The 25326-nt window shown below is 58.3% G+C and carries 28 protein-coding genes; 23 read left to right on the plus strand and 5 right to left on the minus strand.

Going from position 1 to position 25326, the window contains the following annotated elements; translation table 11 throughout:
- Positions 1 to 418 precede the first annotated feature (418 nt).
- The gene (locus A0U94_RS13730) at positions 419 to 727 is read right to left on the minus strand and encodes a helix-turn-helix domain-containing protein (RefSeq protein WP_011252760.1); all 309 of its coding nucleotides are present in this window, start codon (positions 725 to 727) and stop codon (positions 419 to 421) included.
- A 196-nt stretch (positions 728 to 923) separates the two neighbouring features.
- On the opposite strand from A0U94_RS13730, the gene A0U94_RS13735 reads away from it, so the two are divergent.
- The 23 genes from A0U94_RS13735 (at position 924) to A0U94_RS13850 (ending at position 20548) form a co-directional block, all read left to right on the plus strand.
- Positions 924 to 1229, plus strand: coding sequence for a hypothetical protein (locus A0U94_RS13735; protein ID WP_062108440.1), 306 nt, complete (start codon positions 924 to 926; stop codon positions 1227 to 1229).
- Positions 1229 to 1771, plus strand: coding sequence for a hypothetical protein (locus A0U94_RS13740; protein ID WP_077803689.1), 543 nt, complete (start codon positions 1229 to 1231; stop codon positions 1769 to 1771). Before A0U94_RS13735 ends, A0U94_RS13740 begins: the two co-directional genes overlap by 1 nt.
- 217 nt (positions 1772 to 1988) lie before the next feature.
- Positions 1989 to 2336 carry a hypothetical protein gene (locus A0U94_RS15970; RefSeq protein ID WP_143412388.1) on the plus strand — a complete coding sequence of 116 codons (348 nt, stop codon included), beginning with the start codon at positions 1989 to 1991 and terminating at the stop codon, positions 2334 to 2336.
- 125 nt (positions 2337 to 2461) lie between these two features.
- Positions 2462 to 2830 carry a hypothetical protein gene (locus A0U94_RS13750; RefSeq protein WP_244178022.1) on the plus strand — a complete coding sequence of 123 codons (369 nt, stop codon included), beginning with the start codon at positions 2462 to 2464 and terminating at the stop codon, positions 2828 to 2830.
- Positions 2814 to 4127 carry a phage terminase large subunit gene (locus A0U94_RS13755; protein ID WP_077803691.1) on the plus strand — a complete coding sequence of 438 codons (1314 nt, stop codon included), beginning with the start codon at positions 2814 to 2816 and terminating at the stop codon, positions 4125 to 4127. Before A0U94_RS13750 ends, A0U94_RS13755 begins: the two co-directional genes overlap by 17 nt.
- Positions 4128 to 4173: 46 nt before the next feature.
- The gene (locus A0U94_RS13760; RefSeq protein ID WP_077803692.1) at positions 4174 to 5592 is read left to right on the plus strand and encodes a phage portal protein; all 1419 of its coding nucleotides are present in this window, start codon (positions 4174 to 4176) and stop codon (positions 5590 to 5592) included.
- A complete protein-coding gene (locus A0U94_RS13765; RefSeq protein ID WP_231865369.1) occupies positions 5589 to 6104 on the plus strand; it encodes a phage scaffolding protein in 516 nt (171 codons plus the stop codon). The genes A0U94_RS13760 and A0U94_RS13765 overlap by 4 nt, the downstream gene beginning before the upstream one ends.
- Before the next feature lie 70 nt (positions 6105 to 6174).
- Positions 6175 to 7554 (plus strand): hypothetical protein, encoded by a 1380-nt coding sequence (locus tag A0U94_RS13770; protein WP_062030640.1) that lies wholly within the window; start codon positions 6175 to 6177, stop codon positions 7552 to 7554.
- A gap of 54 nt (positions 7555 to 7608) precedes the next feature.
- Positions 7609 to 8010 (plus strand): hypothetical protein, encoded by a 402-nt coding sequence (locus A0U94_RS13775; RefSeq protein ID WP_062030642.1) that lies wholly within the window; start codon positions 7609 to 7611, stop codon positions 8008 to 8010.
- 10 nt (positions 8011 to 8020) lie between these two features.
- A complete protein-coding gene (locus tag A0U94_RS13780) occupies positions 8021 to 8620 on the plus strand; it encodes a hypothetical protein (RefSeq protein WP_208611653.1) in 600 nt (199 codons plus the stop codon).
- Between the two features lie 11 nt (positions 8621 to 8631).
- Positions 8632 to 9618: a hypothetical protein gene (locus A0U94_RS13785; RefSeq protein ID WP_077803693.1), complete on the plus strand. Its 987-nt coding sequence runs from the start codon at positions 8632 to 8634 to the stop codon at positions 9616 to 9618.
- A gap of 95 nt (positions 9619 to 9713) precedes the next feature.
- Positions 9714 to 11201 carry a phage tail sheath protein gene (locus A0U94_RS13790; RefSeq protein WP_077804004.1) on the plus strand — a complete coding sequence of 496 codons (1488 nt, stop codon included), beginning with the start codon at positions 9714 to 9716 and terminating at the stop codon, positions 11199 to 11201.
- A complete protein-coding gene (locus tag A0U94_RS13795) occupies positions 11202 to 11627 on the plus strand; it encodes a hypothetical protein (protein ID WP_062108428.1) in 426 nt (141 codons plus the stop codon).
- Positions 11624 to 11941: a hypothetical protein gene (locus tag A0U94_RS13800; RefSeq protein WP_062030648.1), complete on the plus strand. Its 318-nt coding sequence runs from the start codon at positions 11624 to 11626 to the stop codon at positions 11939 to 11941. The genes A0U94_RS13795 and A0U94_RS13800 overlap by 4 nt, the downstream gene beginning before the upstream one ends.
- A 1030-nt stretch (positions 11942 to 12971) precedes the next feature.
- A complete protein-coding gene (locus A0U94_RS13810) occupies positions 12972 to 13886 on the plus strand; it encodes a hypothetical protein (RefSeq protein WP_077803695.1) in 915 nt (304 codons plus the stop codon).
- Between the two features lie 4 nt (positions 13887 to 13890).
- Positions 13891 to 14103 carry a hypothetical protein gene (locus A0U94_RS13815; protein ID WP_206034285.1) on the plus strand — a complete coding sequence of 71 codons (213 nt, stop codon included), beginning with the start codon at positions 13891 to 13893 and terminating at the stop codon, positions 14101 to 14103.
- Positions 14100 to 15161: a hypothetical protein gene (locus tag A0U94_RS13820; protein WP_077803696.1), complete on the plus strand. Its 1062-nt coding sequence runs from the start codon at positions 14100 to 14102 to the stop codon at positions 15159 to 15161. Before A0U94_RS13815 ends, A0U94_RS13820 begins: the two co-directional genes overlap by 4 nt.
- Positions 15158 to 15781: a baseplate assembly protein gene (locus tag A0U94_RS13825; RefSeq protein WP_077803697.1), complete on the plus strand. Its 624-nt coding sequence runs from the start codon at positions 15158 to 15160 to the stop codon at positions 15779 to 15781. Before A0U94_RS13820 ends, A0U94_RS13825 begins: the two co-directional genes overlap by 4 nt.
- Positions 15778 to 16137, plus strand: coding sequence for a GPW/gp25 family protein (locus tag A0U94_RS13830; protein WP_077803698.1), 360 nt, complete (start codon positions 15778 to 15780; stop codon positions 16135 to 16137). The genes A0U94_RS13825 and A0U94_RS13830 overlap by 4 nt, the downstream gene beginning before the upstream one ends.
- Positions 16138 to 16181: 44 nt before the next feature.
- Complete coding sequence (locus tag A0U94_RS13835; RefSeq protein WP_077803699.1) at positions 16182 to 17321, plus strand: baseplate J/gp47 family protein; 1140 nt, start codon at positions 16182 to 16184, stop codon at positions 17319 to 17321.
- A gap of 41 nt (positions 17322 to 17362) precedes the next feature.
- A complete protein-coding gene (locus tag A0U94_RS13840; protein ID WP_077803700.1) occupies positions 17363 to 18601 on the plus strand; it encodes a hypothetical protein in 1239 nt (412 codons plus the stop codon).
- A gap of 4 nt (positions 18602 to 18605) precedes the next feature.
- On the plus strand, positions 18606 to 19292 hold the full coding sequence (locus tag A0U94_RS13845; RefSeq protein WP_077803701.1) for a hypothetical protein: 687 nt from the start codon (positions 18606 to 18608) through the stop codon (positions 19290 to 19292).
- Entirely contained in the window at positions 19292 to 20548 is a 1257-nt protein-coding gene (locus A0U94_RS13850) for a glycine-rich domain-containing protein (protein WP_077803702.1), read from the plus strand. Before A0U94_RS13845 ends, A0U94_RS13850 begins: the two co-directional genes overlap by 1 nt.
- Before the next feature lie 5 nt (positions 20549 to 20553).
- On the opposite strand, the gene A0U94_RS13855 is transcribed toward A0U94_RS13850, so the two are convergent.
- The 4 genes from A0U94_RS13855 to A0U94_RS13870 form a co-directional block, all read right to left on the minus strand.
- A complete protein-coding gene (locus A0U94_RS13855; RefSeq protein ID WP_077803703.1) occupies positions 20554 to 21867 on the minus strand; it encodes a cytochrome c in 1314 nt (437 codons plus the stop codon).
- Entirely contained in the window at positions 21864 to 23639 is a 1776-nt protein-coding gene (locus A0U94_RS13860) for a GMC family oxidoreductase (protein ID WP_077803704.1), read from the minus strand. Before A0U94_RS13860 ends, A0U94_RS13855 begins: the two co-directional genes overlap by 4 nt.
- Positions 23639 to 24349 (minus strand): gluconate 2-dehydrogenase subunit 3 family protein, encoded by a 711-nt coding sequence (locus A0U94_RS13865; protein WP_062108407.1) that lies wholly within the window; start codon positions 24347 to 24349, stop codon positions 23639 to 23641. Before A0U94_RS13865 ends, A0U94_RS13860 begins: the two co-directional genes overlap by 1 nt.
- A 143-nt stretch (positions 24350 to 24492) precedes the next feature.
- A complete protein-coding gene (locus A0U94_RS13870) occupies positions 24493 to 25311 on the minus strand; it encodes a hypothetical protein (protein ID WP_077803705.1) in 819 nt (272 codons plus the stop codon).
- Positions 25312 to 25326 lie beyond the last annotated feature (15 nt).

Below are 25326 nucleotides of genomic sequence, written 5' to 3' on the forward strand. Positions count from 1 at the left end.
ACGTCGCAATCGGTTAATTAATATAAAACCGGTACGATTTTCACGAAAATCCCGCGCTTGAAAAAAGCTGAAATATGAAACTCTTCCCATCAGTTTTGCGGGAAAATCGCGAAAGGGAGAAGGTGTTTTCTGTCCTGGAGCATGGCTGCAATGCGAGAAAGTGGTAGCAGCTAAAACCTGTCATAATGGCTCAAAGCCACATTTGTTTCTTGACCCAGTGGCAAAGTGCCATTAATTTATCGTTAATCGGCAGTCGCCATGGGGGTGGCTGACGAGGAAGGAAGGGAGCCGGTCATGAGTTTGGAATATCTGATGACCGGAAATGTTTCTGATTTGTTCATTCCATCGATGAAGCGAATTGATCGTGTTGTATCGAATGGGGGCACTTAGATGCGTACGGAAACCAGTGAAACGGCCACTAATGGATCTCCTCATCTGGTCTCTTGGGCGGATCAGGTGTGTCGGAAGACGTGTTTCTGTCCGTGTTCGGAGCCATGTCTTGCCGCTGGAGCACCAGTTCTGGGTGCAGGGCAGCCAGCCGCAGGGCCAGTTCTTCGTCGGTACGACCGTTCAGGACGCCTTTCAGAAGAAAATCGGTCGATACGCGCAGCCGGTTCGAGAGCGCCGCGATGAGAAAGACGCTAGGCGCACGGTCGCCGCGTTCGATCTTGTTCAGCGTGGAAGCATCCACGCCCAGCAGGCGGGCGCATTCGCTCTGGTTGGGCATGACGAGCTCACGGGCCCAGGAAATGCGAGTTCCGATGGCTCGTTGGAGTGTGGTCAGAGAGTCAGGGCGCTTGTGTTTGGCCATGAGGCCTTTTTAGCAATGGCTTTATGCCAAATCCAGAAGAAGTTTTTTTTATCACATGCTGTGGCATTTTGCCAAAATTAATCAAAGTTTCGTATTAAGGAAGGATATTGAAATGAGGCAGGTCAAATCAGGTTCCGTACCGCGTCGTGTATCCGCAAGCTCCCTTGCTGCCATGCTGGCATCTGATGGTTGGCTACCCGAGCGTGGAAGTGCGCGCAAGGGGCGTCGTCGTTCCGCTCAGAAAACATCCGGGGCATCGTCGCTGCGGACGCGAGTGATCACGGACAGGGAGACGACCGACGCTCTTCCTGCGGGGCATCCTGTAACCTGGAATGCGTTGTGGGGAGCCGATCTGGTGCCGGTTTTTCCGGGATTGCAGCCGATGGGTGGGCGTGACACCGGCATGGAGATCAACTGATGTTCGGCCTGGTGCAGGAAGTGCCTTTGGCAGGTGGTCATGGGGGATCTGAAGTCATGGTGAAGCCGACTGCGGAACGGTATCAGCATTCCGAGATCCGTGAGGAAGACAAGATATTCCGGGTCGTGAATGCGGTGCAGTCCATGTATGATGCGGGCGATATCGGAGATGAGGAACTGGCGGCTGCGGATCGCTGGTATCGCGAATATGTTTTTGCCTCTCTTGGGGTGATGGAAAATCCATCGTCTGACGGTCGTGTCCGGGAGCGGGGTGACATCCACACATGGATGATCGGGCGCGGGCAGTGTTCTGCGCGGATGACCCAGATCCGCGAGATGCTTGGTCTTTGTGCGCATGTTCGTCTTGAGATGCTTCTGGCGCGCGAGATGTCGTTTTCGGCCATGGCGCGTCATCTTTATCCTGCTTTGTCAGAGGGGCGTGCGCGGATGAAGGTTTCGGCCCAGTGCGCGCTGCTTCTGGAGCAGCTTGCACATGTTTATGATGTGATTTCCAAAAAGAAGAACAGGAAAAAATCCTGTTAACGATAAATTATCGCTTGCTATCTGAGCGCAGTTTTGATATAAAGAATGCATACTGAAGAATTATACATAAATATCCAAAGCCGATCTTCTTAAAAGGAGATCGGCTTTTATTTTGGAAGTTTCCTGATCGATGGAAAAATGTGACATTTCTTCTGGTAGCGTTGTGTTGTCTGGTCGCCAGACATTTATTGTCCTTCAAAAAAAATCAGACTCAATCGTGGGGTGTCCTCTTGTTTATGAGGGGGAGCCGCTTCATCGGGCTGATGTCGCTCTAGAGTGGCATGAACTGGTGGATGCCGGTCTTTCACGTCTGGATGTGAGGTGCAGGTCCATTCCCTGTCAGCGCCCGGTTCTTTCCGTCCGGATGATTGGGCAGGTTGCGCCGGCGACCCTTGCGCGTGTGGCAGTGCGGGCCGAACGGGAGCAGGCGCAGCGCAATGTGGAGACCCAGGCACGGAAAGGAACGTGTCAGAGCGGACGTTCGCGGCCCAAGCCGGTCCGGACTGTCTGGCTGGAGGGGGGCATGATGATGAGCCGCAGGGAGGCTGCGCTGAGAGCGGGCTGATGGTCGGCTCTCGGGGCGATCTGGGGAAAAGGTTGAAGCAGATGGGTGAAGAAATATCCGGTAAGTGTTCCTTGCGGCGGGGACAGTCAGAAGAACGGAAAAAGAGATTTCTCGAGCATCTGTCTGTGAGTGGAAATATTTCGGAAGCCGGACGTGTCGCGGAGGTCCGGCGGAGTACGCTGTATCTCTGGAAAGAGGCGGATAAGGATTTTTCATCCCGCTGGGAGGATGCTCTTGAGGAGGCTGCGGACGCTCTGGAAGCGGAAGCGCGGCGCAGGGCGGTAGAGGGATATGATGAACCCATTACGTATGCGGGACGTGTTGTCTGTGATCCGGACACGGGAAATCCCATTGTCCGCAAACGCTACAGCGACGGCTTGATGGCGTTTCTGCTTCGGGCGCATCGTCCGTCCCGTTTCAGGACTGGCATGGAGGCTGATGGGCGTTTGGGGACGATCTCGATCAATATCAGCAGTGATGACAGCGCCCTTTAGGCTCAATGACTCGCAGCGTGAGGCGGTGCGGCTGCTTGGTGGGCCAGCAAGGCATATTCTTCTGAGAGGTGGGTCGCGGTCGGGAAAGACCTTTGTTCTGGTTCGGGCGGTTGTGATACGGGCGCTGAAGGCGTCGCAAAGTCGACATGGCATTTTTCGTCATCGTTTGACGGCGCTGAAGGCGTCGGTTTTGCGGGATACGTTTCCGAAGGTCATGCGGATGTGTTTTCCGCAGGTCGGGTGGAAGCTGGACCGGCAGGATTGTGTTGTGACGTTCCCGAATGGATCGACGATCTTTTTCGGGGGGCTGGATGACGAGCAGCGGACCGAGAAGATTCTGGGTCTGGAATTTGCGACGGTTTATCTGAACGAGGCCAGTCAGATCAGTTATGGCGCGCGGAATATGCTTCTGACGCGTCTGGCGCAGAAGACGGATCTTGCGGTCAAGGAATATATCGATGCCAACCCGCCGAGCATGGGGCACTGGCTTTATGCGCTTTTCGAAAGCGGGATCGAGCCCAAGTCGGGGGAGCCGCTGGAGGATCGGTCGCTGTATGCAACGATGATCCTGAATCCGCAGGCGAACCGGGACAATCTGAGTGAGGATTATCTCGTCAGTCTTGAAGCGCTTCCCGAGCGGGAAAAGCGGCGGTTTCTGTATGGTGAATATCAATCCGTTGTCGAGGGTGCGCTGTGGCGGCTGGAGATGTTCCGCCGTGAGACAGCGATTACGGCGCAGAGCCGGGCGGATGTCGCGGCCCGGATGCGGCGTATTCTGGTGTCTGTTGATCCTTCGGGCGCTGCGGGACCGGAAGATTACAGGTCCGACGAGATCGGGATTGTGGTCTGCGGCGTTGATGCGGCTGGTGTGGGGCATGTTCTGGAAGATTTGTCTGCCAGGGATAGTCCGGCGGGCTGGGCTGCCAGGGCCCTGCGGGCATTTGATGAATGGGGTGCTGAACGCATTGTTGCGGAGCGGAACTTCGGCGGGGCTCTGGTAGAGGGCACGATCCGGAGTGTGCGGGCGCATGCCTCGGTCAAGCTGGTGACGGCGGCGCGGGGGAAGGCGGCACGCGCAGAGCCGGTTGCAGCGCTCTATGAGGTTGGCAGGGTTGTTCACCATGGCCGGTTTACGGCTCTGGAGGATCAGCTCTGTCACTTCTCGGTCAGCGGATATCGCGGGCCACGATCTCCGGATCGGGCGGATGCGATGGTCTGGGGGCTGAGTGAACTGATGCTTGCCGGAAGTGGCGGCATGACGGGCTGGAGTCCGTCTGGATTTTCGCTGGCGCGTTGAGCCGACCTTTTCAGGTCGGTAAGCGGCCTGAAACAATGGAGAACACATGGACTGGTTGTCCCTGCAACAGCGTTATGCTGTTCCTGCGGGTGCGTCCGCGCGGACGGCGCGGCTGCTGGCGCTCAAGCGTGTTCTGGACGGCACGCAGTATGATGCTCTGTCGCATCCGTTCTCGATGGAGAAGTCGGGAGCGGGCGAATATATTCCGTTATCCAGTCGCCGTCCTTCGGTCCGGACCAATCTGTGCCGGACGGTTGTGGATGAGTCGGTTTCGCTGCTGTTTGGCGATACGCACTGGCCCGGGCTGGTGACGGATGATGCGCGTGTAACGCATGCCATGAGCACATTCGCGTCGCAGACTAGGCTGGCATCGCTTTTGATGGAGGCGGCGCGGCTGGGTTCTGTCGGATCGGTTGCGATCCTGTTCGAAGTGTCGGCTGGGGTTCCGAAGCTGTCTGTTCTGGAGACGGCGTATCTGACGCCGTTCTGGGATGATGCGACGGGGGAACTGTTGCGGGTCGAGGAAAGGTTTCTGGTTCGGGGACGGGATCTGGCGGCGCAGGGCTATCCGATTGCGGGTGAGCTTCTGGGCGCTCAGTTCTGGTGGCAGCGGGTCTGGACGCCGGTCGACTGTGCGGTGTCCGTGCCCTGGCTGGTGGGAATGGATGGCGGCGTTCGGGATGAAAGCCGGTCCGTTCGGCATGGGCTGGGGTTTGTGCCAATTGTGTGGACGCGCAATCTGGGTGGGCCCTGTGGGCGCGATCCTGAAGGCGAGTGCACGTTCGAGCGGGCCATCGATACGGTGATCGAAGCGGATTATCTGCTGTCTCAGGCGGGGCGGGGGCTGAAATATGGCTCCGATCCGACGCTGGTCCTGAAAACGGGTGGTTTTTCCGACGGGGTGGCGCATCAGGGCGGTGCGGCTTCGGCGCTGACGCTTCCGCCTGAGGGAGATGCGAAGCTTCTGGAGATCAACGGAAATGCTGCGGGTGCGGTGCTCGATCATTATCGGGAACTGCGGCTGGTGGTGTTGGAGCAGCTTCACGGAAACCGTGCGCATGGTGACCGGGTTGGCGGGGCGCAGTCCGGCAAGGCCATGGAGATGATGTGTCAGCCGCTGATCTGGCTGGTGGATCGTCTGCGGCATTCCTATGGGGAAGGTGCGCTGCTGTCGATTTACAGGATGGCGTGTCGCTTTTCCTGTGTGCTGGAAAACGGGCTGCGGCTTGGGGGCGAACTGGTCAAGGATCTGCCATATTGCCGCATGAGTTTGCGGTGGCCGGCGTGGTTTCCGTCCACGGACCCGGAGTTGCTGTCTCTGGTGCAGGGACTGGTGGTGGCGGTCTCCAATGGAATTCTGAGCCGCGAGACTGCGGTTCGGATGTTTGCAATGGCATCGGGAAATTCTGATCCGAATACGGAATGGAAAATGCTGGAGCAGTGGTGTGCTTCTGAACAAGCATGAGTGTTGACGGGGGAATGATGTCCGGAACTGATGACACCATTGAGGATGTGGATGCTCTGCGTCAGGCGCTGAATGAAGCGCGGAGCGAAGTTGAGGCGGTCCGTCAGGAAATGACGGATGTTGTGACGCGGCAGGAGACGCTTCAGCGTAATCATGAAGAAGCGCTGGCCCGGATGCGGGAGGACAGTAACCGGGAAGTTATTGTGGCGGCGCTCAGGGCGGAAGCGATCCGCAATGGTGCACATAATCCTGATGATGTTGTGCGGCTGATTGATCTCAACGGGATCGAGCGGGGCGAAGACGGCTCGGTGGTCGGTGTGTCCGAAGCTTTGCAGCAGGCCCGTCAGGAACGGGCCTATCTGTTTGGTGAGGTATTGAGGCCTGGATATTCGAGCGGGACGACGGTCGGGCAGGCTGCGCCTCGTCCGGGTGGGATGGAACCGTTCAATGCGCGGGCCGTCAGCGAGGCGGATTACGAAACGCGCAAATGGCAGTTTCTGGCTCAGAAGTGAGCTTCGGGACGATATTTGACCGGGTCTGATGGCAGGCCGGGTTCAGACAACACATTTACGGAAAAAATACATGAGCATTGATAATTTTCCTGTTCAGCTTCAGGCCGCCATCCAGCAGGGTTTTCTGGCCCGCGAGTTTGAGAATGGCCTGAAATCCCGTCTGGGTTTCCGCCAGGTTGCCGATCGCGAAGTGTTCCCGAACGCCATTGGCGAGACGCTGACGAAAACCCGCAAGAGCCTCAAGGCGCCTGTGACGACGCCACTTAATCCGACGGGAAATACCAATTTTGATAATGGTCTGAGCCCTTCTGGCTGGGCCGTTGAGCAGTATACGCTGTCGATCAACCAGTATGGCGATACGATTGACCTGAACATGGTAACCAGTGGTGTGGGGATTGCGTCGCAGTTTCTGGCCAATGCCAACACCAACGGTGTGCAGGCGATGCAGTCTCTCGACCGGCTGGCGCGCAATACGCTGTTTGGTGGCGCGCAGAATGGTGTGGGCGGCTATCTGGGCGGCAATACACGTGTGACGGCGACGCTCGGGAGCGCTGGAAATACCATTTCGGTTGATGACATCCGTGGTTTCCAGTCCGTGATCGTCAATGGTCAGGTCACAGCGCTCAGTGCGACCTACGGCATGACAGTGACGGTCGGCAGCGATGTCTATACGCTAGTCAATGTTGTGGCCGATGGAACGAACGTATCTACGGCGCCGGGCGGTATTTCGGGGCAGATGACGTTCTCGGCTTCCGTGTCGGTTGCGGATGGTACGGAAGGTCAGGCCGTTGTGGCGTCCACTGCGCCGATGGTAATCCGTCCGAATGGTCGTCTGACAACTGCGGCGTTGCAGACGGCGAGTGCGAACGGTCTGGCAGATACGCTGGGCATTCAGCAGGTTCTGGCCGGTGTGGCGACACTGCGGCGTAACAACGTGCCGATGATCAATGGTGCGTATCACTGTTATCTGGATGATCTGCAGCTTCTGTCGCTCTTCCGTGATCCGGACTTCAAGCATCTGTATCGTGGTGCCTACGGTTCGGAAGAGTATCGTTCCGGACAAGTGATTGAGCTTCTGGGGGTACGGTTTATTCCGACGACGGAAGCGCCGCAGCAGGCGTCGCTTGGAGCGGGTTCCATTCATCGCGCGCTTCTTCTCGGCCAAGGCGCACTGATCGAGGGCGACTGTGCGCTGACGGGTCATTCCGACATTCCGGATGCCGAGCGGGCGCTGATCGAGATGGTGGACAGCGTGGCGATGGTGACGCGTGAGCCGCTGGATCGACTGCGTCAGATCATTGCGCAGTCCTGGTACTGGATTGGCGGTTTTGCTCTGCCGACCGACGTGACGGCGGACATGACTGTCATTCCGACGGCGACGAACAGCTATCTCAAGCGGGGTGTTGTGATCGAGAGCCTTGGTACGGATGCGCTTGGTCTGACGTTCTGACCTTTTTTCGGCCCCTGTCTTTGAGGCGGGGGCCTTTCTTGCGGGGGGAATGACATGTCCGGAACGGTTGGTTTATCGACGGATATTCTCTCGGAAGGAGAGAAAATGGATGTCCGTCGGTTCTGTGGATATCCCGCGATCGGATCGCGGGAGGGGAACCAGGAATCCTGGCGTTTCTTTCAGGTGGAAGGCGCGCTGGAATGGCGGATGAATTATCTGTCTGCAGCGGAATTACAGCAGATCCGGCTTTATCTGTCGCAGCTTTATCCGCTGGAGACGGCGATTACGGCGTCGTCGGACAATCTGGATACGGCACGGGCAGCAAGCTGGTATCATAATGGTCGCGAAGTGCAGGATCGGATGATGCTGTTTACGCTGTGGCGTCGTCGTCTGTGTGCGTTTCTGGGTGTGACGGGTGGACTGGAACTGCAGGACGGCCGAGCGATCGTGGTTTGAGGAGAGCGGTGTGCAGCAGGCAATGATCGCAGCCCGGCTCTCCAGGGGATATGCCAAGGCGGCCCAGGTTCTCGGGGCTTCGGGCGAGCAGTATCGTCCTTCGGGCGGTCTGACGCCGATGGATGTGCTTTATGCGCAGCCCATGCTGGCTTTCGATGTGGATGCCGGATTTTCGTTCGAGCGTCCGATCGGATGGGGGATTCCGACGGAATATGTTCTGACGGATCGCCGGGATGATACGCAGGTGGGCGATATTCTTGCTGCGAGTGGCCGGACGTATTTCGTGGCGTCTGTGGAGCCTCTGCGGCCGCCGCTGTGTGTGGTGTGCAGCCGCACGGTCTCGGTCAGTGGTGTTACGGGAGTGGTGCAGACGCTCGTCTCGGAGTGTCCGGCGGCCATCATCATGCGCGCGAAGGGAGAATCTTCGGGAAGTGGTGTTCCGGGGGCGACACGTCCGGGTCAGTCCGTGATGTATCTTCCGCTTCTGCCGGGAGTTGTGCTGACGCCGTATATGACGGTCACGACCGATCTGGGGACGACTTATACGGTCAATGCGGTGGAAATATCCGGGTTCGGTATCCGGTGCACCATGTCGTTTCAGCAGGTCTGAGGGGGAGAAGAATGACGGATGCCTCCAAAGTCGGGCTGGCGCTCGCCTATAACTGTGCGCAGGTTCTTTATCCGCAGGGGCCGTCAGGTGTTTCGGTAACGGGGCGGCAGGTGGTGTTGCGGCGGGGATGGCTTTTGCCGAGCGATCTTTTCGCAGCCCAGAATATTCGCAACAACACCGATTTCGTAACCGTTACGATGGCGCCCCGGAAAATGCCGGAATGGGCGGAGCCACTAGGGCGGCCCTGGCGTGTCCAGCAGAAGGTTGAGCCTACGGTCGGGGTTGTCGTGACGGGAGCGACGGTTGAGATCGTCTTTTCCGGGACTGCGACGCCTGTGGGAGTTGTGGCGGTCTGGCTGGATGATATGCCGCGGGGAGGAGAGCCGTCTGCGGCCTATGCGGTGATGGCACAGGATACGCCTGAAACGGTTGCTGCGGCTTTGGCGGCGGCGTTGACTGGCGGTGTGGCGAATGGTGCGGTTGTCAGTGTGCCGGGGCGGGTTCTGAATGGTTATGCCGGTGGGTACGGTCAGTCGGTGCGGGTGACGCGGCGGCAGGCGCAGCTCTATCGGGTTTCGATCTGGACGGCGGATGCGACGGCGCGGGAAACGCTGGCATCTGTTCTGGATACCGCGCTGGCGGAGCAGAGTTGGATCACTACTCTGGACGGGTGTGAGGCTCAGCTCCGGTTCCAGAGCGTGGAAGATGTCGACACGATGCAGAACGAAGCATTGTATCGGCGGGATTATTTCTATGAGCTGGTATTCGACACCCTGCAGGTGCAGTGGGCGTCCGAAATGCTGTGCGGGATTGGCACCCTGTCCGCGGGGGAGGGGCTGTCGGCACCGTTCGGAGTTCTGGCGCCCGGGGCGGCGAACCAGACGGTGACGGCAGCGCTGGATGCCATGCAGGCTGTGGTTGCGGCGCAGGCTGCAGCTTCGGCCTATCCGGGCCTGGGCGTCGACCGTTTTGGGACGGTGGTTGCGCTCGGCGGCTGACGCAGAAGCTGAGTCACAAGGCTGAAATTTCATCAGGAAAGCGGGTGACCTTCATGGAGGTGCCCGCTTTCTGCATTTTGGAGAGCGATCCGGGGATGTCTCTGGTCTATCAGGCGGGAACGCTGAACACCACGGCACTGACCGTGCCAAATCTTTATGTGCAGATTGCCCAGCCGCAGACGCTGGCCCTGGCCGGCGCGTCATCTTCGGTGCTGGGGATTGTGGGAACCGCTGGCTGGGGACCGGTGGGAATGCCTCTGCCGATCGGGGGCATGAGTGATTATGTCGCTGCGTTCGGCGCCAAGCAGAACAAGACGACGGATGCGGGTTTGGCGGTCAATATCGCCGTGATGCAGGGAGCGTCGACATTCGTGGTTGTCCGTGTGACGGATGGGACGGATGTGGCGGCTTCCGGTGCGCTTGATGGGGTGACGGTTCAGGCTGTCTGCACCGGAAGTGCGGGAAATGGCCTTGTTGCTGCAGTGACGGCTACGGGGTCCGGCTATGCGCTTGCGGTGACTCATGCCGAGCTGGGTTCAAGGACCTATGCCGGTGCGGACTGGTCCGGGATTGCCGCTGCTGTGGCGCAGGATCTGAGTGCGCTCGTGAAGGTTGTGCTGCCAGAAACGGTGCCGGCCGTTGCGGCTGCGAGCGTGACGCTCTCAGGCGGCACGGACGGCGGCGTTCCCACGACAGCACAGTTCCTGGGGCAGGACAGCACGGTCCGGACAGGCATGTATGCGCTGCGGGGGCAGGAATGTGCCGTCGGGCTGCTGCATGGTGTGTCGGACAGTACATCCTATACGGCGCAGGCCGCGTTCGGAACGTCCGAGGGGGTCTATATGATCGCCGTGGGGCCCGCTGCGGATACGGTGACGAACGCGATTGCCGTCAAGGCATCAAGTGGTCTGGATGCGGCTTCGGTCAAGCTCATGTTCGGGGACTGGCTGTGGTGGAATGATGACAGCAATGGCGTGATTCTCGTGAGCCCGCAGGCGTTTGCAGGGGGCAGGCTGGCCGCGCTTTCACCTGAACAGTCCAGTCTGAACAAGGCGCTGTCGGGGGTTGTGGGAAGCCAGAAGGCCGGTCTGACGGGAAGCAGTGCGACGTATTCCATGGCGGAACTGTCGGTGCTGTTTACGGCTGGAATTGACGTGATCTGCAATCCGGCGCCGGGCGGAAGTTACTGGGCGGTGCGGTGTGGGCATAATTCGTCCAGCAAGAGCACCATGAATGGCGACAACTACACACGTCTGACAAACTATATTGCGTCTTCGCTTGCGGGGGGTATGGGTGGTTATGTCGGCGAAGTCATTAATGACACGCTGTTCAGCGATATCCGCTCGACGCTTCTGGGTTTTCTGTCGTCTCTGCTGTCTCAGGGTATTCTGGGCGTTCAGAATGGTGAACTGCCCTACAGTGTGGTCTGTGATTCGAGCAACAATCCGCAGTCCCGCACGGCGCTCGGATATGTGCAGGCGGATGTGGCTGTTCGATATCAGGGTATCAACGAGAAATTCATTGTCAATCTGCAGGGCGGCGCGTCTGTCACTGTGTCGTCTGCGTCGGGGAGTGTCGGCTAAATGGCAAATCCATACAGCATTGGCCGGGACTGCCGGATTACGGTTCTATGGAATGGTCAGCGGGTTGATCTGAGGGATGTGACGTCTTTCAGTGCGGCGCAGGAAACGCATGCTCTGCGTGCCAATCCGCTGAATGGTGTCCCGCTGGAATTCAATGTTCCGAATGGCTGGCGGGGAGCGTTTCAGATCGCCCGCGCCAATGCGGCGCTGGACAATCTGGTGGCGGCTGTGGAAGCAGCCTACTGGAATGCGGGAACGGTCGGAAGCGGGACGATTTACCAGTACGTTACGGAACCGGATGGTTCGACGAGCACTTGGGAGTTCAGCAATGTTTCCATGCAGCTGAAAAGTGATCCCTGGCAGGCGGATCACATGATCCATCAGACAGTTCAGTTCTTTGCTTCTACGAGGACGAAGATTTCGTGAGTGATTTTCCGCAGGAAATTGTTCTGTCAGATAAGCGCCGTCTGACGTTGCGCGAGATTGATCCGGCGGACATGCTGGATCTGATCGAAGCGGCAGGAAGTGCCATTAATGGGGCTTCGGCGTCTGCGTGGCTGGGCTACGCGGAAATGATCTGTTCCGTGACGGCCATTGATGGTGTGCCGGTCCAGATGCCACAGAGCAAGGACGAAATCCGCGACCTTGCGCGGCGCGTTGGAAAGTCTGGGATTGCTGCGCTGACGCCGCTGTTTGAACGTGATGCGGATGACGATATCCGGGACGTCGCAAAAAACTGAGTCGGCACTCCGGGTTTCAGGAGATGCTTTATCTTCTGGATCACGGGGTGCCGTGGGATGTTTTGCGAGGGTGGTCAGGGGCGCGGCGTCTGGCTGCGTGTGTCATTACCGGTGAACGGGAAGGGCATTGTTTTGATTGGGGAATGATGCGTTATCAGGGAGAAATATGATGCGGGAGGCCATCTGGCGGAATATTCTCTTGGTCAAGACATTTTTCGATCAGTCTGCCAGAGGGTTGCTGCGGAGGGGAGAGTCAGTTTCAGCTGTACCCCGTCTGCGAAAACAGGGTGGTGTTACAACGCTTCGCGCCAGAAGCCATCTGGGCTCTGTCATCAGGATCACGCGTTCCGAAACGCAGGCAGTGTCCAATAACCGGGAAGCGCCTGGCACGGGGAAACCTACAGGATTGCGGTATGGAGCGCTTTCCTTAAGGCGGAAAGAAATTCAGCTTTCGATGCCCCGCTCTTCTTCTGTCAGACCTGTTGTTGCTTCAGTGGGGAACAAGGGAAGGGCTAAGCGGGTATCAGCTCTTTCGGTTTCCGCGCGGCAGGTGTTTCAGTCTCGTGTCAAACAGGGTCAATATGTTTCGATTAAAAAACATTTTGGCCTTGATGCTGGGGGAGGATCCTCGTCGGCAAGACCGACGGGAGTGTTGGAGAAAATCTCCCGTCCGAAGCCTGTCAGGCGGACGGGGACTGATATGCAGTCTGTTATTTGTGGGGCAACGAGAGGAGCTGGAAACTCGCTGTTTGTGCCGCCGCCCAGGGCTCTGTTTGCGAAAGACCGAGTGTACGAAACGACCGGGCGGGAGCAGGATTCACAGCATGTTTTTTCAGGATCCCGAACATATCACGACACTGAGGTTGTGAATGATCGTCTGGAACATGAGGTGAGGAGCGGGGATTTTCTGCTGGGTCATCGTGAGGCTCGTCTGGCGGCGCGTCGGTCCGGCGGGGGCGTGGATGAGATCATGCAGCCTCAGTATCCCGGTCGAAGTATCGGGTTTTTCTGACAGAGGAGATATTCCCTGATGGGTGTTGGCCTTTCTGACATAGAAAATGCCATTGGCACGGTGGGGCGTTTGGGCGCGTCGTCGCCTGTCATACTGGGAAACCTGGTTCTGACGGGAATTGAAGTTCCGGATACGCTTCAGGTTGGTGGCCGTCAGATGCTGGTTGTGCACCGTCTGCCTGGTGGTGGACGGGTTGTGGATGCGCTGGGTAATGATCCGGGACGGCTGGAACTCAGAGGACGTTTTCTGGGCCCTGATGCGCAGATGCGGGCGCAGGCAGTCGAGCGCATGCGTATGGCAGGCGCGCAGGTTGCTTTCTCGGCGGCGGGCCTCTCCGTACAGGTATGGATTGCGCAGTTTACCTATGCCTATCAGGCGAAGGGGGCTGTCTGTTCCTATAAGCTGGTCCTTGAGAGGCCTCAGGAAACGGCGTCCGTTCAGAGTCTGTCGACCTTGTCCGGTTTGCTGGGAGATGACGTCGGAAGTGCTCTCGACAGTTTTTCCGGGACCGTTTCGGGTATCTCCGAAGGGGTCTTTACGCCGGCGGGACAGGTGTCTTCGGTTGTCGGGCAGGTGATGCCGCTGGCCAGTCTGGTTGGTGCAGGCGGTTTTGCTTCGAAAGTCACGGATGCGCTGGGGACGGTCAATGGCGTGGCGCAGAGCGGGATGAATCTCGCGACCGTTCCCTCTGCGCTGGCGTCTGTTGCGGGAGGGCTGCAAAATGCGGGAAGCGGTTTGCAGTCCATTATTGCCGGGGCGGGACAGAATGTTGAGGCCATCCAGCCGGTCAACAGTGTTTCGCTGAATACTCTTGGTCAGAATGCTGCACTTCTGAGTGCTGCGGCTGATGCAGGGGGGCTGGTGAACCGGTCTGCGGCGAATATTGCGGTGGCCCAAGGGCAGGAGACGGCTTTGCCGTCGGTTTTCGCATGAGGAAATGATGCAGGATATTATTGTCAGTGCTGCGGATATTTCCCTGTTTCATGTGGCGGCGCGTGAGCTTGGGGATGCGTCGCAGTGGTGGAGAATTGCGCAGGTCAACGGGATGGCTGACCCGGATCTGGGAAGAATTTCTGAAACGGTTGTTCTGAAGGTTCCGTCGGTTGAGCCTGATCTGGTGTCTGGTCTGCCTGATGGAGCACTGGAATGAGTGTCAGAAACTTGGAGGTTCAGATTCTTTTTGACGGTCAGGTCGATCCTGTTCTGGCGCTTGTGCAGTTTGAAATCGATGCCAGCCGGTATGAGGCATGCGATGTCGCCACTCTCCGTCTAGCTGTCAGAAAACAGGGAGCGGAAACGCCCTGGTTTGAGGGGGAGCAGCCCACGCGGAAATGGGTGACACTTCAGATGCGGGATACCCAGAATATTGCTGCCGCTTGGACGACCCTGTTTCAGGGGCGCCTTGATCATATCGACTATGTGGCGGAGCACGCCATTCTGGAGATGGAATGCCGTGATGCGCTGGCGGCGTTGATGGATCTGCGTGTTCAGGATGCGTGGCTCAACCATACCCAGCAGGAACTGCTGGAAATCATGGCGCAGGCGGCGGGGCTTGAGGCGCAGATTACCTTGCCTTCGGATCAGGCCACATTGATGGCGGGTCAGTTCTGGCAGATTGAACACAAACGGGGCGCTCTTATGGGGCAGCACCGTTTTCAGACTGCGGCGGATCTCGCGTTTACGATTGCAAGGGACGCTTTTTGCGATCTTTATGCCGACGGAACCTCTCTTGCCTGTCAGCCGCTGGGAGCTGCTTCGGATGCGGGTGCGCAGGTGACGGATATGCGTCATGCGGTTCTTGAAACCGGTATTGCGCGCGATTTGCAGTTGCTGGCTGGCGTGGTCGTTCATATGGCGTCTTGGGATTCCCGGCAAAGAAGTACGACACATGTTTATTACGATGGTGTTTCTTTTTCTCAGGACGCGCCATCGGGAAATTTCAGTATCCACACATTTCGTGTTCCTGGACGTCGGCTGGAAGACTTGCAGAGGCTGGCACGGGGCAAACATGCTCGCATTGCGGCTCATGCGTTGTCTGTCCGAATTAAAATTCCTGGAATTATTGGAATTGCACCGCGGAATTTCATGACTGTAGCGGTGGGAAGCAGCGAAAAAACTCTGGGGGTTGATCAGGTTCTTTCCCACTTTTCTGTGGAGAAGGGGTTTGTGCAGCATGTCGTTTTAAGGGATCGCGGAGGTGAGACATGAATGACGCCCGTTTTGATGCGGCCGCTCTGCAAGGCAGAACGGCGCATACAATGTTTGGGATCGTGTCTGCTGCTGATCCGGTCAATCATGCCGTAAAAGTCCGGATCCAGCCTGAAAACATAGAAACAGGCTGGATCCCGGATGCGTGCGGCGTGCATGCGGGAGATCTGCGGATTGCATGTCCGTCTTCTCCGGGAACGCATGTTGTGTTGCAGCCGGTTGAAGGGGATGGGGAGCATCTGGTGGTGACGGGAAGCGTGTATGACACGGTGGTCATGGCGCCCGTGTCTCCGCTGACGGGTAAGGTTGCACAACCTGGCGAACTGCTTGTCAAAGGCGGGTGCGGTCTGCCGCCGCTGTCTTCGTCGGGAAGTGTGGGGGCGTCATCTTCGAGTGCGGGCTGGCTGCATATTGGTCTGGATGGTGTTGCGGCGGGTGCAGGAAATGCGTCTCTCCTTATCAAGGACGGGACTATAAGCCTTTCTGTTGGTGGAACGGATATGACGCTGACATCTGCCGGACTGACTCTTTCCGGAGGTGATATTCGCACCAACCAGCATTCTCTTAATGAGCATATTCATCTGGCAGGAAGTCAGAAAACGGGAGGGCCGCTTGGATGATCGCTCTTTCACATGTTTTCGGGAATGATCTGGTTCTGTCCGAAGGGGGGCTTCAGACTGTTTCCGGTACGGAACTCACGAGGCAGGGTCTGTTGAGAAGGCTTCTGACGGTTGCGGGAAATTATGTCTGGCAGCCCGATTATGGGGTGGGGCTTCCGCTCATGGTGGGGCAGGTCATTGCTCCGGAAGCCATGGAATCCGTCATCCGGGCGCAGGTTCAGGAAGATGCCAACGTGAACCCTTCACAGGTCGTGACTGTGACCGTGACGGATGAGGGGCTGGGCATTTGCAGATGTGATGTTTCGTATGTGGATGCCGGGTCCGGCCAGCAGCAGAGCCTGTCTTTTTCCTACTGAAATGATGAGAGCGGCACAGTATTGAACCGCTCCAAGAGGATGCGATGTCTCTCTCCCTACGTTCCTTTTCCACGACCGTTTCCACTGCGGTGACAACGGCACAGGCATCCTGCTCCCAGTTGCTGGACGTTTCCATCGGATCTCCTGTTCGGGCCCTGATGGAAAGTGTAGGCGGTGTTGGGTTGTGGTTGCAGTACCTAGTGTTGCAGTCGCTGCTGCGGACCCGTCTGTCGACGTCTACGGGGTCCGACTGCGACAGTTTTGTCTATGATTTCGGTATGAGCCGACTGCCCGGTACGGCAGCGACAGGTGTTGTGACGTTTGCCTCTTTTCTGGCCAGCGACCAGTCGGCGGTTGTTCCTCCAGGAGTGATCGTGAGGACGGTCGGGGGAATCTCCTTTGCGGTGACGCAGGATCAGACTTTGCCGACATGGTCCGCCTCTGCGGGAGGATATGTGCGGGAAGCTGGCGTTTCAACCTTGTCGGTTCCTGTCGCATGTCAGGTGGTGGGGGAGTCCGGAAACGTTTCGGTCGGTGCGATCTGCCTGATGGGGACGGCTGTGGCGGGGCTGGATACGGTGACGAATAATGCGCCGTTCCTTAATGGTTCCGATCAGGAAACGGATAGTCAGCTGAGGGCACGTTTTCCGCTGTGGCTGGCGGCAAAGGCCTCTGCCAGCAGGGCTGCGGTTGGGAATGCTATTGCCAATGTCCAGACGGATCTGAGCTATTCGCTTCGGGATGGTCTTAATACGGCGGGAAATGCACGCAGCGGGTATTTTACGGCTGTGGTGAATGATGGAAGCGGTGTTCCTTCGGACCAGCTGTTATCGAGCGTCTATGATGCCGTTGATTCGGTGCGGGCCCTCGGGGTCGGTTTTGCCGTGCAGGCGCCTCAGGATCTGACGGTGAATGTGTCCATGGATGTCGTGGTGCCTTCGTCTGTTCCGGTTCAGCAGGCTGTGAGTGCCATCCAGTCGGCTGTGTCCAAGGATATTGCGTCAATGACGGTGGGTGATGGCTATCCGTACAGCCGCCTGTCCTATCTGGCTTATGCCGGTGCGGGCATTACCGTGACGTCTGTTCTGAATGTCCGGTTGAACGGTGGGCAGGCTGATATTCCCGCAAACGGAAACCAGGCTCTCATGGTTGGAAGTATTCAGATCAATGTCACTCAGGGTTGAGGGGGTGAATTCTGAAATATTTGGGCGGATGAGGACTTCTTATGGCTGTATTTAATACATATCCCAAACTCGACTCCCTGACGGGGGAAGAAGTTATAGTTCTGGCTGATTCCAGCGGCACGCGAACCGTTACGGCGACCGTCTCCCAGATTATCGAGGCGCCTGTCAGTGTCACGGCCAGCGGTCAGTTCTATTCCGACAAGGGAGCACAGGTAAAACGGTTTGCGGACCGGCTTCTGGTTGGCGTGGCGGCGGATAATCCAACTCTGAGCGACAGGGCCAGTTCGTCGCAGGATGACTGGCTTTCAGAGACCATGGGGGCAACGTCGATTGGGCCCTGGGCGTTGCAGGATGCCCAGTGTGCGTCGCTTGCCCAGTTTGGCAACAGTGCGTTTGTCGCAGGGTCTCGTACCTCCGATGCCGTAAATGGCAAGTCATTGCTGGGCTTTCAGCCGAGCTCAATCGGGGTGGCGTCATGGGGAATTTCCGATGACACGTCCAACCCGACAACCACGACGGCTTATGCCTATTATGGCGAAGCCTGGCGTCTGGCCGGAGTAGATTACCAGCCGACTTTCGGAATGGAGCTTGAGGCTGTCAATTTTGGTGGCCTCGCGGTGGGACAGTCGACGCCTTATGCGCCGAATGTTGGCGGTGGTGTGTACGGTATCCAGCTTGGTGCGGGTGGTGGCCAGACGTCGGGTACTTCCGATGCTGCAGCGGGTATGGTGTTCGTTTCCAATCCGAATTCATGGCAGGCGGGCATCGTCTTTGGTGCCCAGTCCCTGACCGGAACGGACGGCAAGGACTCCGGATACGCCTCGGCCGTTTCCCTTGCGCGCAACCAGGCTGTGGAATGGCATACGCCTGAAACCGTTTCCGGCGTGGCCGGGGCCAATGTCGGTGCGTTTGTCCGCTCTACAGTGACGGAACGTACCAACGGCATGCGTCAGGAATTTACGGATAACGGGATCCTGTTTGGCAATATTGAAGGTGAAACGCTGTTCTCGGTCGCCAGCATGCCCAGCCCGACCAATGCGCTTCAGGTTCAGGCAGGCGCCGGGACACAGGCCGCGGGTCTGTATGTGCAGGAAGGAACGGGAGGATCCGGAAATCTGGGGCTGTTCCCTGCAAGTGGCGGGGAGTTGCAGATTACGTCTCCGGTGACGGGGACAGGGGGGACGGTGCCGACGGTTGCCAATGGTGGATTCCTGCATATCAACATCAATGGGGCAGATTATCGTATTCCGCTGATGTCTCCAGACCAGGTCGGGGGATGATGGGATGGCGGTTCTCTACGATGAAGACCAGGATATCCTTCGGGCTTCTGATGGCAGCGTCCTGCTGGATACGGGGCCAGCCCCTGGGTCGGTAGAGGATTTTGCGGGGCGGTTCCGGCGTCTTTTGCCGACAGGGTGGTTTCCGCCGGCGCCTCAAGGTCTGGAAGTAGAATCCGCGCCGGTACTGGCGGCGATTCTGCACGGTTTTGGCGCGGTTCTGTCCGGTATCTGGCAGTTGATGCAGGAATGTTCCCTGCAGATGCGTCTTGCGACGATGAGTGGCGCCTTTCTGGATATGGCGGCTGAGGATTATTTCGGTGACGGCGGACTGGTCCGTCAGTCTTCCGAGCCAGATGTCATGTATCGCAAACGCATCCGGGCCTCTCTGTTTGCCGAACGCAACACCCGTCAGGCCGTAACGGACGCACTTGTCGCGGCGACAGGCGTGCAGCCGGTTATTATCGAAACCCTGAATGCGTCCGACTGCCATGCACTCGCCTGCGCTTCAGCTCCTGCCATGGGTGGAGGATACGGTTATGGTGCGGAGGCCCTGCGTTATGGCAGCCTTCAGGGCGGCCAGTTTTTTGTGGAAACACAGTTGGGAAAAGCCGCAGATCTGGCAACAGTCTGCCGTGTCGTCGATCAGACGGCAGCTATGGGCGTTACCGGCTGGATCAAGGTGAAAAATTAATGGATCGGGCAATCGTTTATGCGGGATCAATCCCGCTCGATACGGATCTTCTGCGGGCCGGGCGGTATACCAAAGCAGCGTTCGGCAATCTGGCTTCGATGCTTTATGGACCCAATGTCATGGCGGCGTCCGGTCTGGGGTATTCGGCATCTTCCAGCAGTCTGAACCTGACGATTGATGCGGGTTCTGTTCTGGCTCCCGGCGTCATGGATGCTTCTGCCATTGGTGGCAATGGTGGCGGTCTGGCAGCGGATGCGACGGCTCTTACATGCCAGTATATCAGCGCGGCGTCGCAGACCATCACGCTTCCCGGCTCGGGCAATACCTATACGATTTATGCCCTCTGCTCCGAGCAGGATGCTGATCCGACGGTGCTTCCGTTCTTCAATGCCAGTAATCCTTCCCAGACACAGGCCGGTCTCCAGAACGATGGTGGTACGCTCCCTGTGCGCCGGACGGGTACCATGACCCTGGTCGCTGCGACCAACCCTCCCGTTCCACCGGCAGGCGGGTGTGTCGTGGCACTTTATACGATTACTGTACCGCAGGGGGCGTCCGGGCTGGCGGGTGTGACGGTTCAGCCGGGTCAGGTTTTCTGGCCGACCATTCCGGAGCTGGCGACGCAGGCCCTGCTGAAAGCCTCTACCGAACCCATGACACTTGTGACCGGAAATAGCTCGGTTTCCATTCCGGCCTGGGCGTCCAGAGTGGAACTGCGCGCTATCGGTGCCGGCGGCGGCGGGGCGGCCTCGCAGGCGACGACGACCGCCAGTTCTTTTTCTGGCGGCGGCGGCGGCGGCGGCGGTGATGCCTGGGGTATTTATACCGTTAGCCCGACGCAGGGCAACGGACTGGCGATTACGGTCGGAAGCGGCGGTGGATCCGAACAGACAGGTGGCACGTCTCTTGTCAGCTATCTGGGGCAGACACTGCTGCAGGCTGAAGGCGGACAGGGCGGCACGTTCTATTCCACCACGGGCTCTGCGGGTGGAGTTGGCGGAAACGCATCGGGCGGCACCGTCTGGAACCAGAGCGGAACGTCGGGTGGTGACGGGCAGTGCAACGCCTACACGTTCTCCGGCTATGGAGGAGATGGTCCATGGGGCGGCGCAGGGCGGTGCGGAAATCAGGGAGGCCGCACCGCCACCCGGTATGGTGCGGGTGGCGGAGGCTCCTATTCAGCGACGACCGACGGTGCATCGTCCAGTGGTGGCACGGGATATCAGGGCTGTGTCCTGTATCGTTTCCTGCCCTGACAGGTTCAGTTCAGCGCAGGTGTGTCATCCGCCATATCGGAGGGTGGCATGCTTTTGCTGAACTGTTTCACGTCGTCCGCCGAAACAGGGGAAGCGTTGTTTCCCCATGCCTTGCGGATGAATGTCACGACATCGGCGATCTGCTGATCGGTTAGCTTGTGGTTGAACGCAGGCATCGCGATGGAGGATGGAGCGGCCATCATGGCGGGGAGGGTCGCGCCCGCCTGAACGATATGAACGAGCGACACCGGGTCGCTCTGCATCACGACGGGATTGCCCGCCAGTGGGGGGAAAACCGCAGGATATCCCTTGCCGTCCGTACGATGGCAGGCTGCGCAACGGTCAATATAGACCCGTGCCCCCCGTGATGACAGATTCGCTTTGTGAAGCTGGTCCGTAATGGTGGGGTCATAGGTCCAGGGTGTCTGGGAGTGGTCGGCAGCCTGAAGGCTTTTGAGGTAATGTGCGATAGCCCGCAGATCCTCATCTGTCAGTTTCTGTGTGCCATGCAGCACGGCAGACGTCATGGAACCGAAGACGCTTCCGGTCTCGGCGCGGCCGGTCTTGAGAAACGCCACGATGTCCTCTTCGCGCCAGCGGCCCAGTCCGGTCCGGTTTTCCTGCCGCAGGGAGGGCGGAGTCCAGCCATCCACTACGGCCCCACCAGACAGATAAAGACTGCCACCATCGGCCGTCAGGGCTTTTTCCTGCATCGTGATGGCGCGTGGAGAATGACAGGCTCCGCAATGGGCAGGCCCTTCCACGAGATAGGCGCCTCGCGCAAGCTTGGGATCAGTGAATTCTCCGGCGGTCCGGGGTATGGCCGTGTGAGGCGTGGGGGCAAAAACCCAGCGCCAGACCGTTAGCGGCCAGCGCATGGAGAGCGGCCATGGAATCTCGTTGTCCGGCGTCGGAACGGAAGCTGCTGGAACGCCTTTTCTGAAATAGACAAACAGTGCGTGGATATCGCTGTCTGTCATCCGGGCATAAGAGGGAAAAGGCATGGCGGGATAAAGGGTTGAGCCATCACGCCGGATGCCTTCCCGTACGGCGCGGCCAAACTGTGCTTCCGTATAGCTTCCGATCCCGTGTTCGGGATCCGGGGTGATGTTGGTGGAGTAGATTTTCCCCATAGGAAGGGAAAAAGATACTCCTCCGGAATATTCCGGTTTTCCGTGAACGGAATGGCAGGCTGCACAATCAGAGGCTGCCGCCAGATAGCGTCCTTTTTCTGCAGTGGCTTTGTCAGCATCCTGCGCGGTGGCAGATCCCGTAAGCCCGGCTCCGAGAAGGCAGGCGACAAACAGGCGCCACTTCATGCTTTCACCATCGGACCAGGGGATTTGAGATAGGTCGCACGAATGTGGTGTGCGGCCCAGTATGCGAGCGCAGCTACCATTCCTGTCGGGTTGTATCCCATGCCCTGCGGAAACGCATTCGATCCGATGACAAAGACGTTGGACACATCCCAGCTCTGAAGGTAGCGGTTGATCGCGCTGGTCTGGGGGTTATCTCCCATGATGGCACCGCCTCCCAGATGTGTGGTCTGATAGGTGCGTGTGTCGAAGGGCTGACCCGCGTTGAGATGAACCAGATTCATTTTCGTCGCCCCCATGGCGCGGGCAATGGGTTCGATCTTGCTCACGACATACTGGTTCATGCGGATGTCGTTGTCCTTCCATGTGAAGGTCATGCGGAGCAGCGGCTGTCCGTAAGCGTCTTTCCATGTTGGATCGAGATCCAGATAGACATCCCGATACGCCATGTTGCTGCCATGGGCGTCGATACCGAGCGAATGTTTGTAAGTATTGACGAGGGAGTCCTTGTATGCGGAGCCCCAGCGTGGCGTGCCTCCCCCTCCGGCGCCGAGTGCGACGGCAATCGGTTTTACACCCGCCTGATTGACCCAGACAGGCGATCCCCCCACAAAACCGAGCGGCCCGTGATCGAAATTCATGCTGTTGAAATCATCAATGGCAACCCCGGCGCCCCCCGCCCCTACGAACTGGTTGGTATAGGTCGAAGGTGGTAGCCACACGCGTGAGGACGTGATCGTCTGGTAGACGAAATTGCGTCCGACCGTTCCGGTATTGCTGACCGGATCGTAGGGTTTTCCGATGCCCGAGACCAGCATCAGATGCACATTGTTGAACTGGAACGCTCCCAGAATAACCAGATCCGCCGAGAGCGAGATTTCTTTCCGGGTTTTCGTGTCCAGATAAGTGACGCCGGTCGCTTTTGTTTTCGTACTGTCGAGATCGACGCGCAGAACATGGGCATCCGCGATAAGGGAAAATCCTGGATCCTGCCGCAGGACAGGAAGGATGTTCACGTTGGGTGAGGCTTTTGAATACAGGTAGCAGTCATACCCGCTGCAATAACCGCAGAAATTGCACGGCCCCATCTGGCAGCCGTAAGTATTGGTATACTGACGCGACGCATTGGCCGCAGGAAGCGCGTAAGGATGATATCCGGCATTTTTCGCGGCATCCCGGAAAACCGATGCTGAGAAAGTATCCTTCATCGCAGGGAGTGGAAAATTATCGGAACGATCCGGAGAAAAAACATTCCCGTCTCCAACGATTTTTCCCTGGACCCTGTAAGCTTCTCCCGAAGTGCCGAAGACCTTTTCCGCTTTGTCGAAAAAAGGTTCCAGCTCGTCATAGGTGACGCCATAATCCTGAAGATTCATGCCTTCGGGAATGAATTTTTCTCCATACCGTTCGATCACGGCACTTCGGAGCCTCAGGTCTTCCGGGGCAACGCGGAAATGAACGCCAGACCAGTGCAGACCCGCACCGCCGACGCCTTCGCCGGGCAGGAAGGCTGCAAGCTGCCGGTACGGCAGGGCCGTCTGGTCCATGGTATTGCGGATCGTCACGGTCGACTGAGACAGGTTCTGGAAAAGCCGCTTGCGGATGGCTCCGCGCAGTTCGTCAATGGATTCCGGATAGGCCCCTTCAACGGGAGTCGTTCTTTCCGACCCCCGCTCAAGCATGACGACCGACAGACCGGCTTCGGTCAGTTCCTTGGCCATGATCGAGCCGGCCCAGCCTGCTCCTACAATGATCGCATCGACATGTTTGACCATCAGGCAGTCTCCCCGGAAATAGAGACCGGACCAATGGGATAGGACGCCCCTTCCTGATTGACCCAGTCCATGAAGTCCGCCCGTGCGCCGGGAAAGCCCAGCATGACCCAGCCCCCAAGGCCGCGATTGCCACCGTAAAGCGGATCGGCAAAAGCCCCTTCAAGCGTGTTGGTCCGAAGCTGTTCGAAAAAGACTCGTCCCGGAATGTCGCCAAGCTGTACGGAGCCACCTTCCAGGGCTGTCAGGATTTCGTCCTGCTGCATGGCGGACAGAGCGGCAAATCCCTTCCCGTATTGCTGGCGGGCGTAATGCTCCACGCCTGCAATCCCCTTGCGATACAGGTCCTTGGGTACAAAAGGAAGCTGGTAGCCCAGATTGGCTGGGCCCTGTTCAAACGGGCCGGACATGTACCAGTTCTCACCCCGTGCGTATGGGGTCTGCATCTGCCGGTCCAGGAATTCCGCAACACCGAGCGCCCTTGCGCCCGGGCCGTTATGATCAGCGGGGAACAGACGTTCGCAGGCGGATTCGAGAAACTGGTATTCCGCAGCATCGAAAAAAACCGGACGATAGGGCTGGGCCGCTTCAGCAGCCAGAGCTTCGGCCCACCGGGCGTTTCCTGAAGCCATCCAGAATGACGTGGTTCCCAGAAGTCCTTTCACGACACTGCGGCGGAATGGATTGTTCAGTGTCGGTTCCATGGGGGGCACAGCTTTCTCCGGGGATAGAACCAGGGGCACAGAAGATCTGGAAACGGGTGATTTACAAACCCGTTTTCTAACGAAAACAGACGAAAACCGCCAGACAATCCCTCATCACAACATGACGAGAGATCTGAATCCTCTGGATGATTTTAGTGGGTTGCTGAACTGCCTGTTGAAGGAAGTTGCAGGGTTCCGGGCTGGGGCGAGCGCTGAACGGTGGTGGGTGTGGCTGCCGTGTCGGTCTCGGCCCCTGTCGGAAAAATGGCGTCCGGCGCATTTGAAGTCGCAACAGGGGTTGTGGTTTTTGGGGGAGCAGGAGAGACGGTGTCCGGTGCAGCCAGCGCGGGCGTGGTGGGTGCAGCCGCTGGCTCAGCGCCCGGAACTCCGAGTGTCTGCTGCTGTACGCCCCCGTTGACGATGGGCGTTCCCGCAGCATCCGTCATCCAGGACAGGAGCTTCTTGCGGATCTGGAATTCCAGTTCCACATTCATGTCCTGCATCATCTGGTTTGTGAGGGTATAGAGTTCCCTGCGGGATGTCGGATCGCGGTCGCCGGCGTCCAGCTTGCGCGTGATGCGGGCATGAACGAATCCGGTATGCTGGTTGCTGGCATCCGACACGTTCAACTGTACATCCATGGCGCCCGTCACCGCGTTGTCGCCCGCGCGGTTCAGATAGGCCTGCTTGATGATGAAGTCCGCCTTGCCCGACGTTCCGCTTGCGACCAGACGCTGTCCGGCCATGTTTTTGAGTGCCTGATCCGGCGCGATGGGCGCTTTGGCCGACAGAGAATCCGGTGCGGCGGGCGCTTCGTCCTGAACGTCAATCGAGGCCACGTTCAGATGGATCTGGGGAAGATAGCTGTAATCGGTCGGGGGGAATGTCTCGTCCGCGGTCCCGTCCGAGCAGGCGGCCATGCCCAGAGACAGCATCAGGCTCCCCAGACCGGTCCAGTAACGTATGCGCATATCCTGTCTCCTGAA

Origin of the sequence: Gluconobacter albidus, assembly GCF_002005485.1 — a bacterium.
GTDB lineage: Bacteria > Pseudomonadota > Alphaproteobacteria > Acetobacterales > Acetobacteraceae > Gluconobacter > Gluconobacter albidus.

Excerpts from the sequence above, each read along its gene's own strand:
- A0U94_RS13730 (WP_011252760.1), bottom strand. The coding sequence starts at position 727 with ATGCCCAACCAGAGCGAATGCGCCCGCCTGCTGGGCGTGGATGCTTCC.
- A0U94_RS13735 (WP_062108440.1), top strand. The coding sequence starts at position 924 with ATGAGGCAGGTCAAATCAGGTTCCGTACCGCGTCGTGTATCCGCAAGC.
- A0U94_RS13740 (WP_077803689.1), top strand. The coding sequence starts at position 1,229 with ATGTTCGGCCTGGTGCAGGAAGTGCCTTTGGCAGGTGGTCATGGGGGA.
- A0U94_RS13755 (WP_077803691.1), top strand. The coding sequence starts at position 2,814 with ATGACAGCGCCCTTTAGGCTCAATGACTCGCAGCGTGAGGCGGTGCGG.
- A0U94_RS13760 (WP_077803692.1), top strand. The coding sequence starts at position 4,174 with ATGGACTGGTTGTCCCTGCAACAGCGTTATGCTGTTCCTGCGGGTGCG.
- A0U94_RS13765 (WP_231865369.1), top strand. The coding sequence starts at position 5,589 with ATGAGTGTTGACGGGGGAATGATGTCCGGAACTGATGACACCATTGAG.
- A0U94_RS13770 (WP_062030640.1), top strand. The coding sequence starts at position 6,175 with ATGAGCATTGATAATTTTCCTGTTCAGCTTCAGGCCGCCATCCAGCAG.
- A0U94_RS13775 (WP_062030642.1), top strand. The coding sequence starts at position 7,609 with ATGTCCGGAACGGTTGGTTTATCGACGGATATTCTCTCGGAAGGAGAG.
- A0U94_RS13785 (WP_077803693.1), top strand. The coding sequence starts at position 8,632 with ATGACGGATGCCTCCAAAGTCGGGCTGGCGCTCGCCTATAACTGTGCG.
- A0U94_RS13790 (WP_077804004.1), top strand. The coding sequence starts at position 9,714 with ATGTCTCTGGTCTATCAGGCGGGAACGCTGAACACCACGGCACTGACC.
- A0U94_RS13795 (WP_062108428.1), top strand. The coding sequence starts at position 11,202 with ATGGCAAATCCATACAGCATTGGCCGGGACTGCCGGATTACGGTTCTA.
- A0U94_RS13810 (WP_077803695.1), top strand. The coding sequence starts at position 12,972 with ATGGGTGTTGGCCTTTCTGACATAGAAAATGCCATTGGCACGGTGGGG.
- A0U94_RS13815 (WP_206034285.1), top strand. The coding sequence starts at position 13,891 with ATGATGCAGGATATTATTGTCAGTGCTGCGGATATTTCCCTGTTTCAT.
- A0U94_RS13820 (WP_077803696.1), top strand. The coding sequence starts at position 14,100 with ATGAGTGTCAGAAACTTGGAGGTTCAGATTCTTTTTGACGGTCAGGTC.
- A0U94_RS13825 (WP_077803697.1), top strand. The coding sequence starts at position 15,158 with ATGAATGACGCCCGTTTTGATGCGGCCGCTCTGCAAGGCAGAACGGCG.
- A0U94_RS13830 (WP_077803698.1), top strand. The coding sequence starts at position 15,778 with ATGATCGCTCTTTCACATGTTTTCGGGAATGATCTGGTTCTGTCCGAA.
- A0U94_RS13835 (WP_077803699.1), top strand. The coding sequence starts at position 16,182 with ATGTCTCTCTCCCTACGTTCCTTTTCCACGACCGTTTCCACTGCGGTG.
- A0U94_RS13840 (WP_077803700.1), top strand. The coding sequence starts at position 17,363 with ATGGCTGTATTTAATACATATCCCAAACTCGACTCCCTGACGGGGGAA.
- A0U94_RS13845 (WP_077803701.1), top strand. The coding sequence starts at position 18,606 with ATGGCGGTTCTCTACGATGAAGACCAGGATATCCTTCGGGCTTCTGAT.
- A0U94_RS13850 (WP_077803702.1), top strand. The coding sequence starts at position 19,292 with ATGGATCGGGCAATCGTTTATGCGGGATCAATCCCGCTCGATACGGAT.
- A0U94_RS13855 (WP_077803703.1), bottom strand. The coding sequence starts at position 21,867 with ATGAAGTGGCGCCTGTTTGTCGCCTGCCTTCTCGGAGCCGGGCTTACG.
- A0U94_RS13860 (WP_077803704.1), bottom strand. The coding sequence starts at position 23,639 with ATGGTCAAACATGTCGATGCGATCATTGTAGGAGCAGGCTGGGCCGGC.
- A0U94_RS13870 (WP_077803705.1), bottom strand. The coding sequence starts at position 25,311 with ATGCGCATACGTTACTGGACCGGTCTGGGGAGCCTGATGCTGTCTCTG.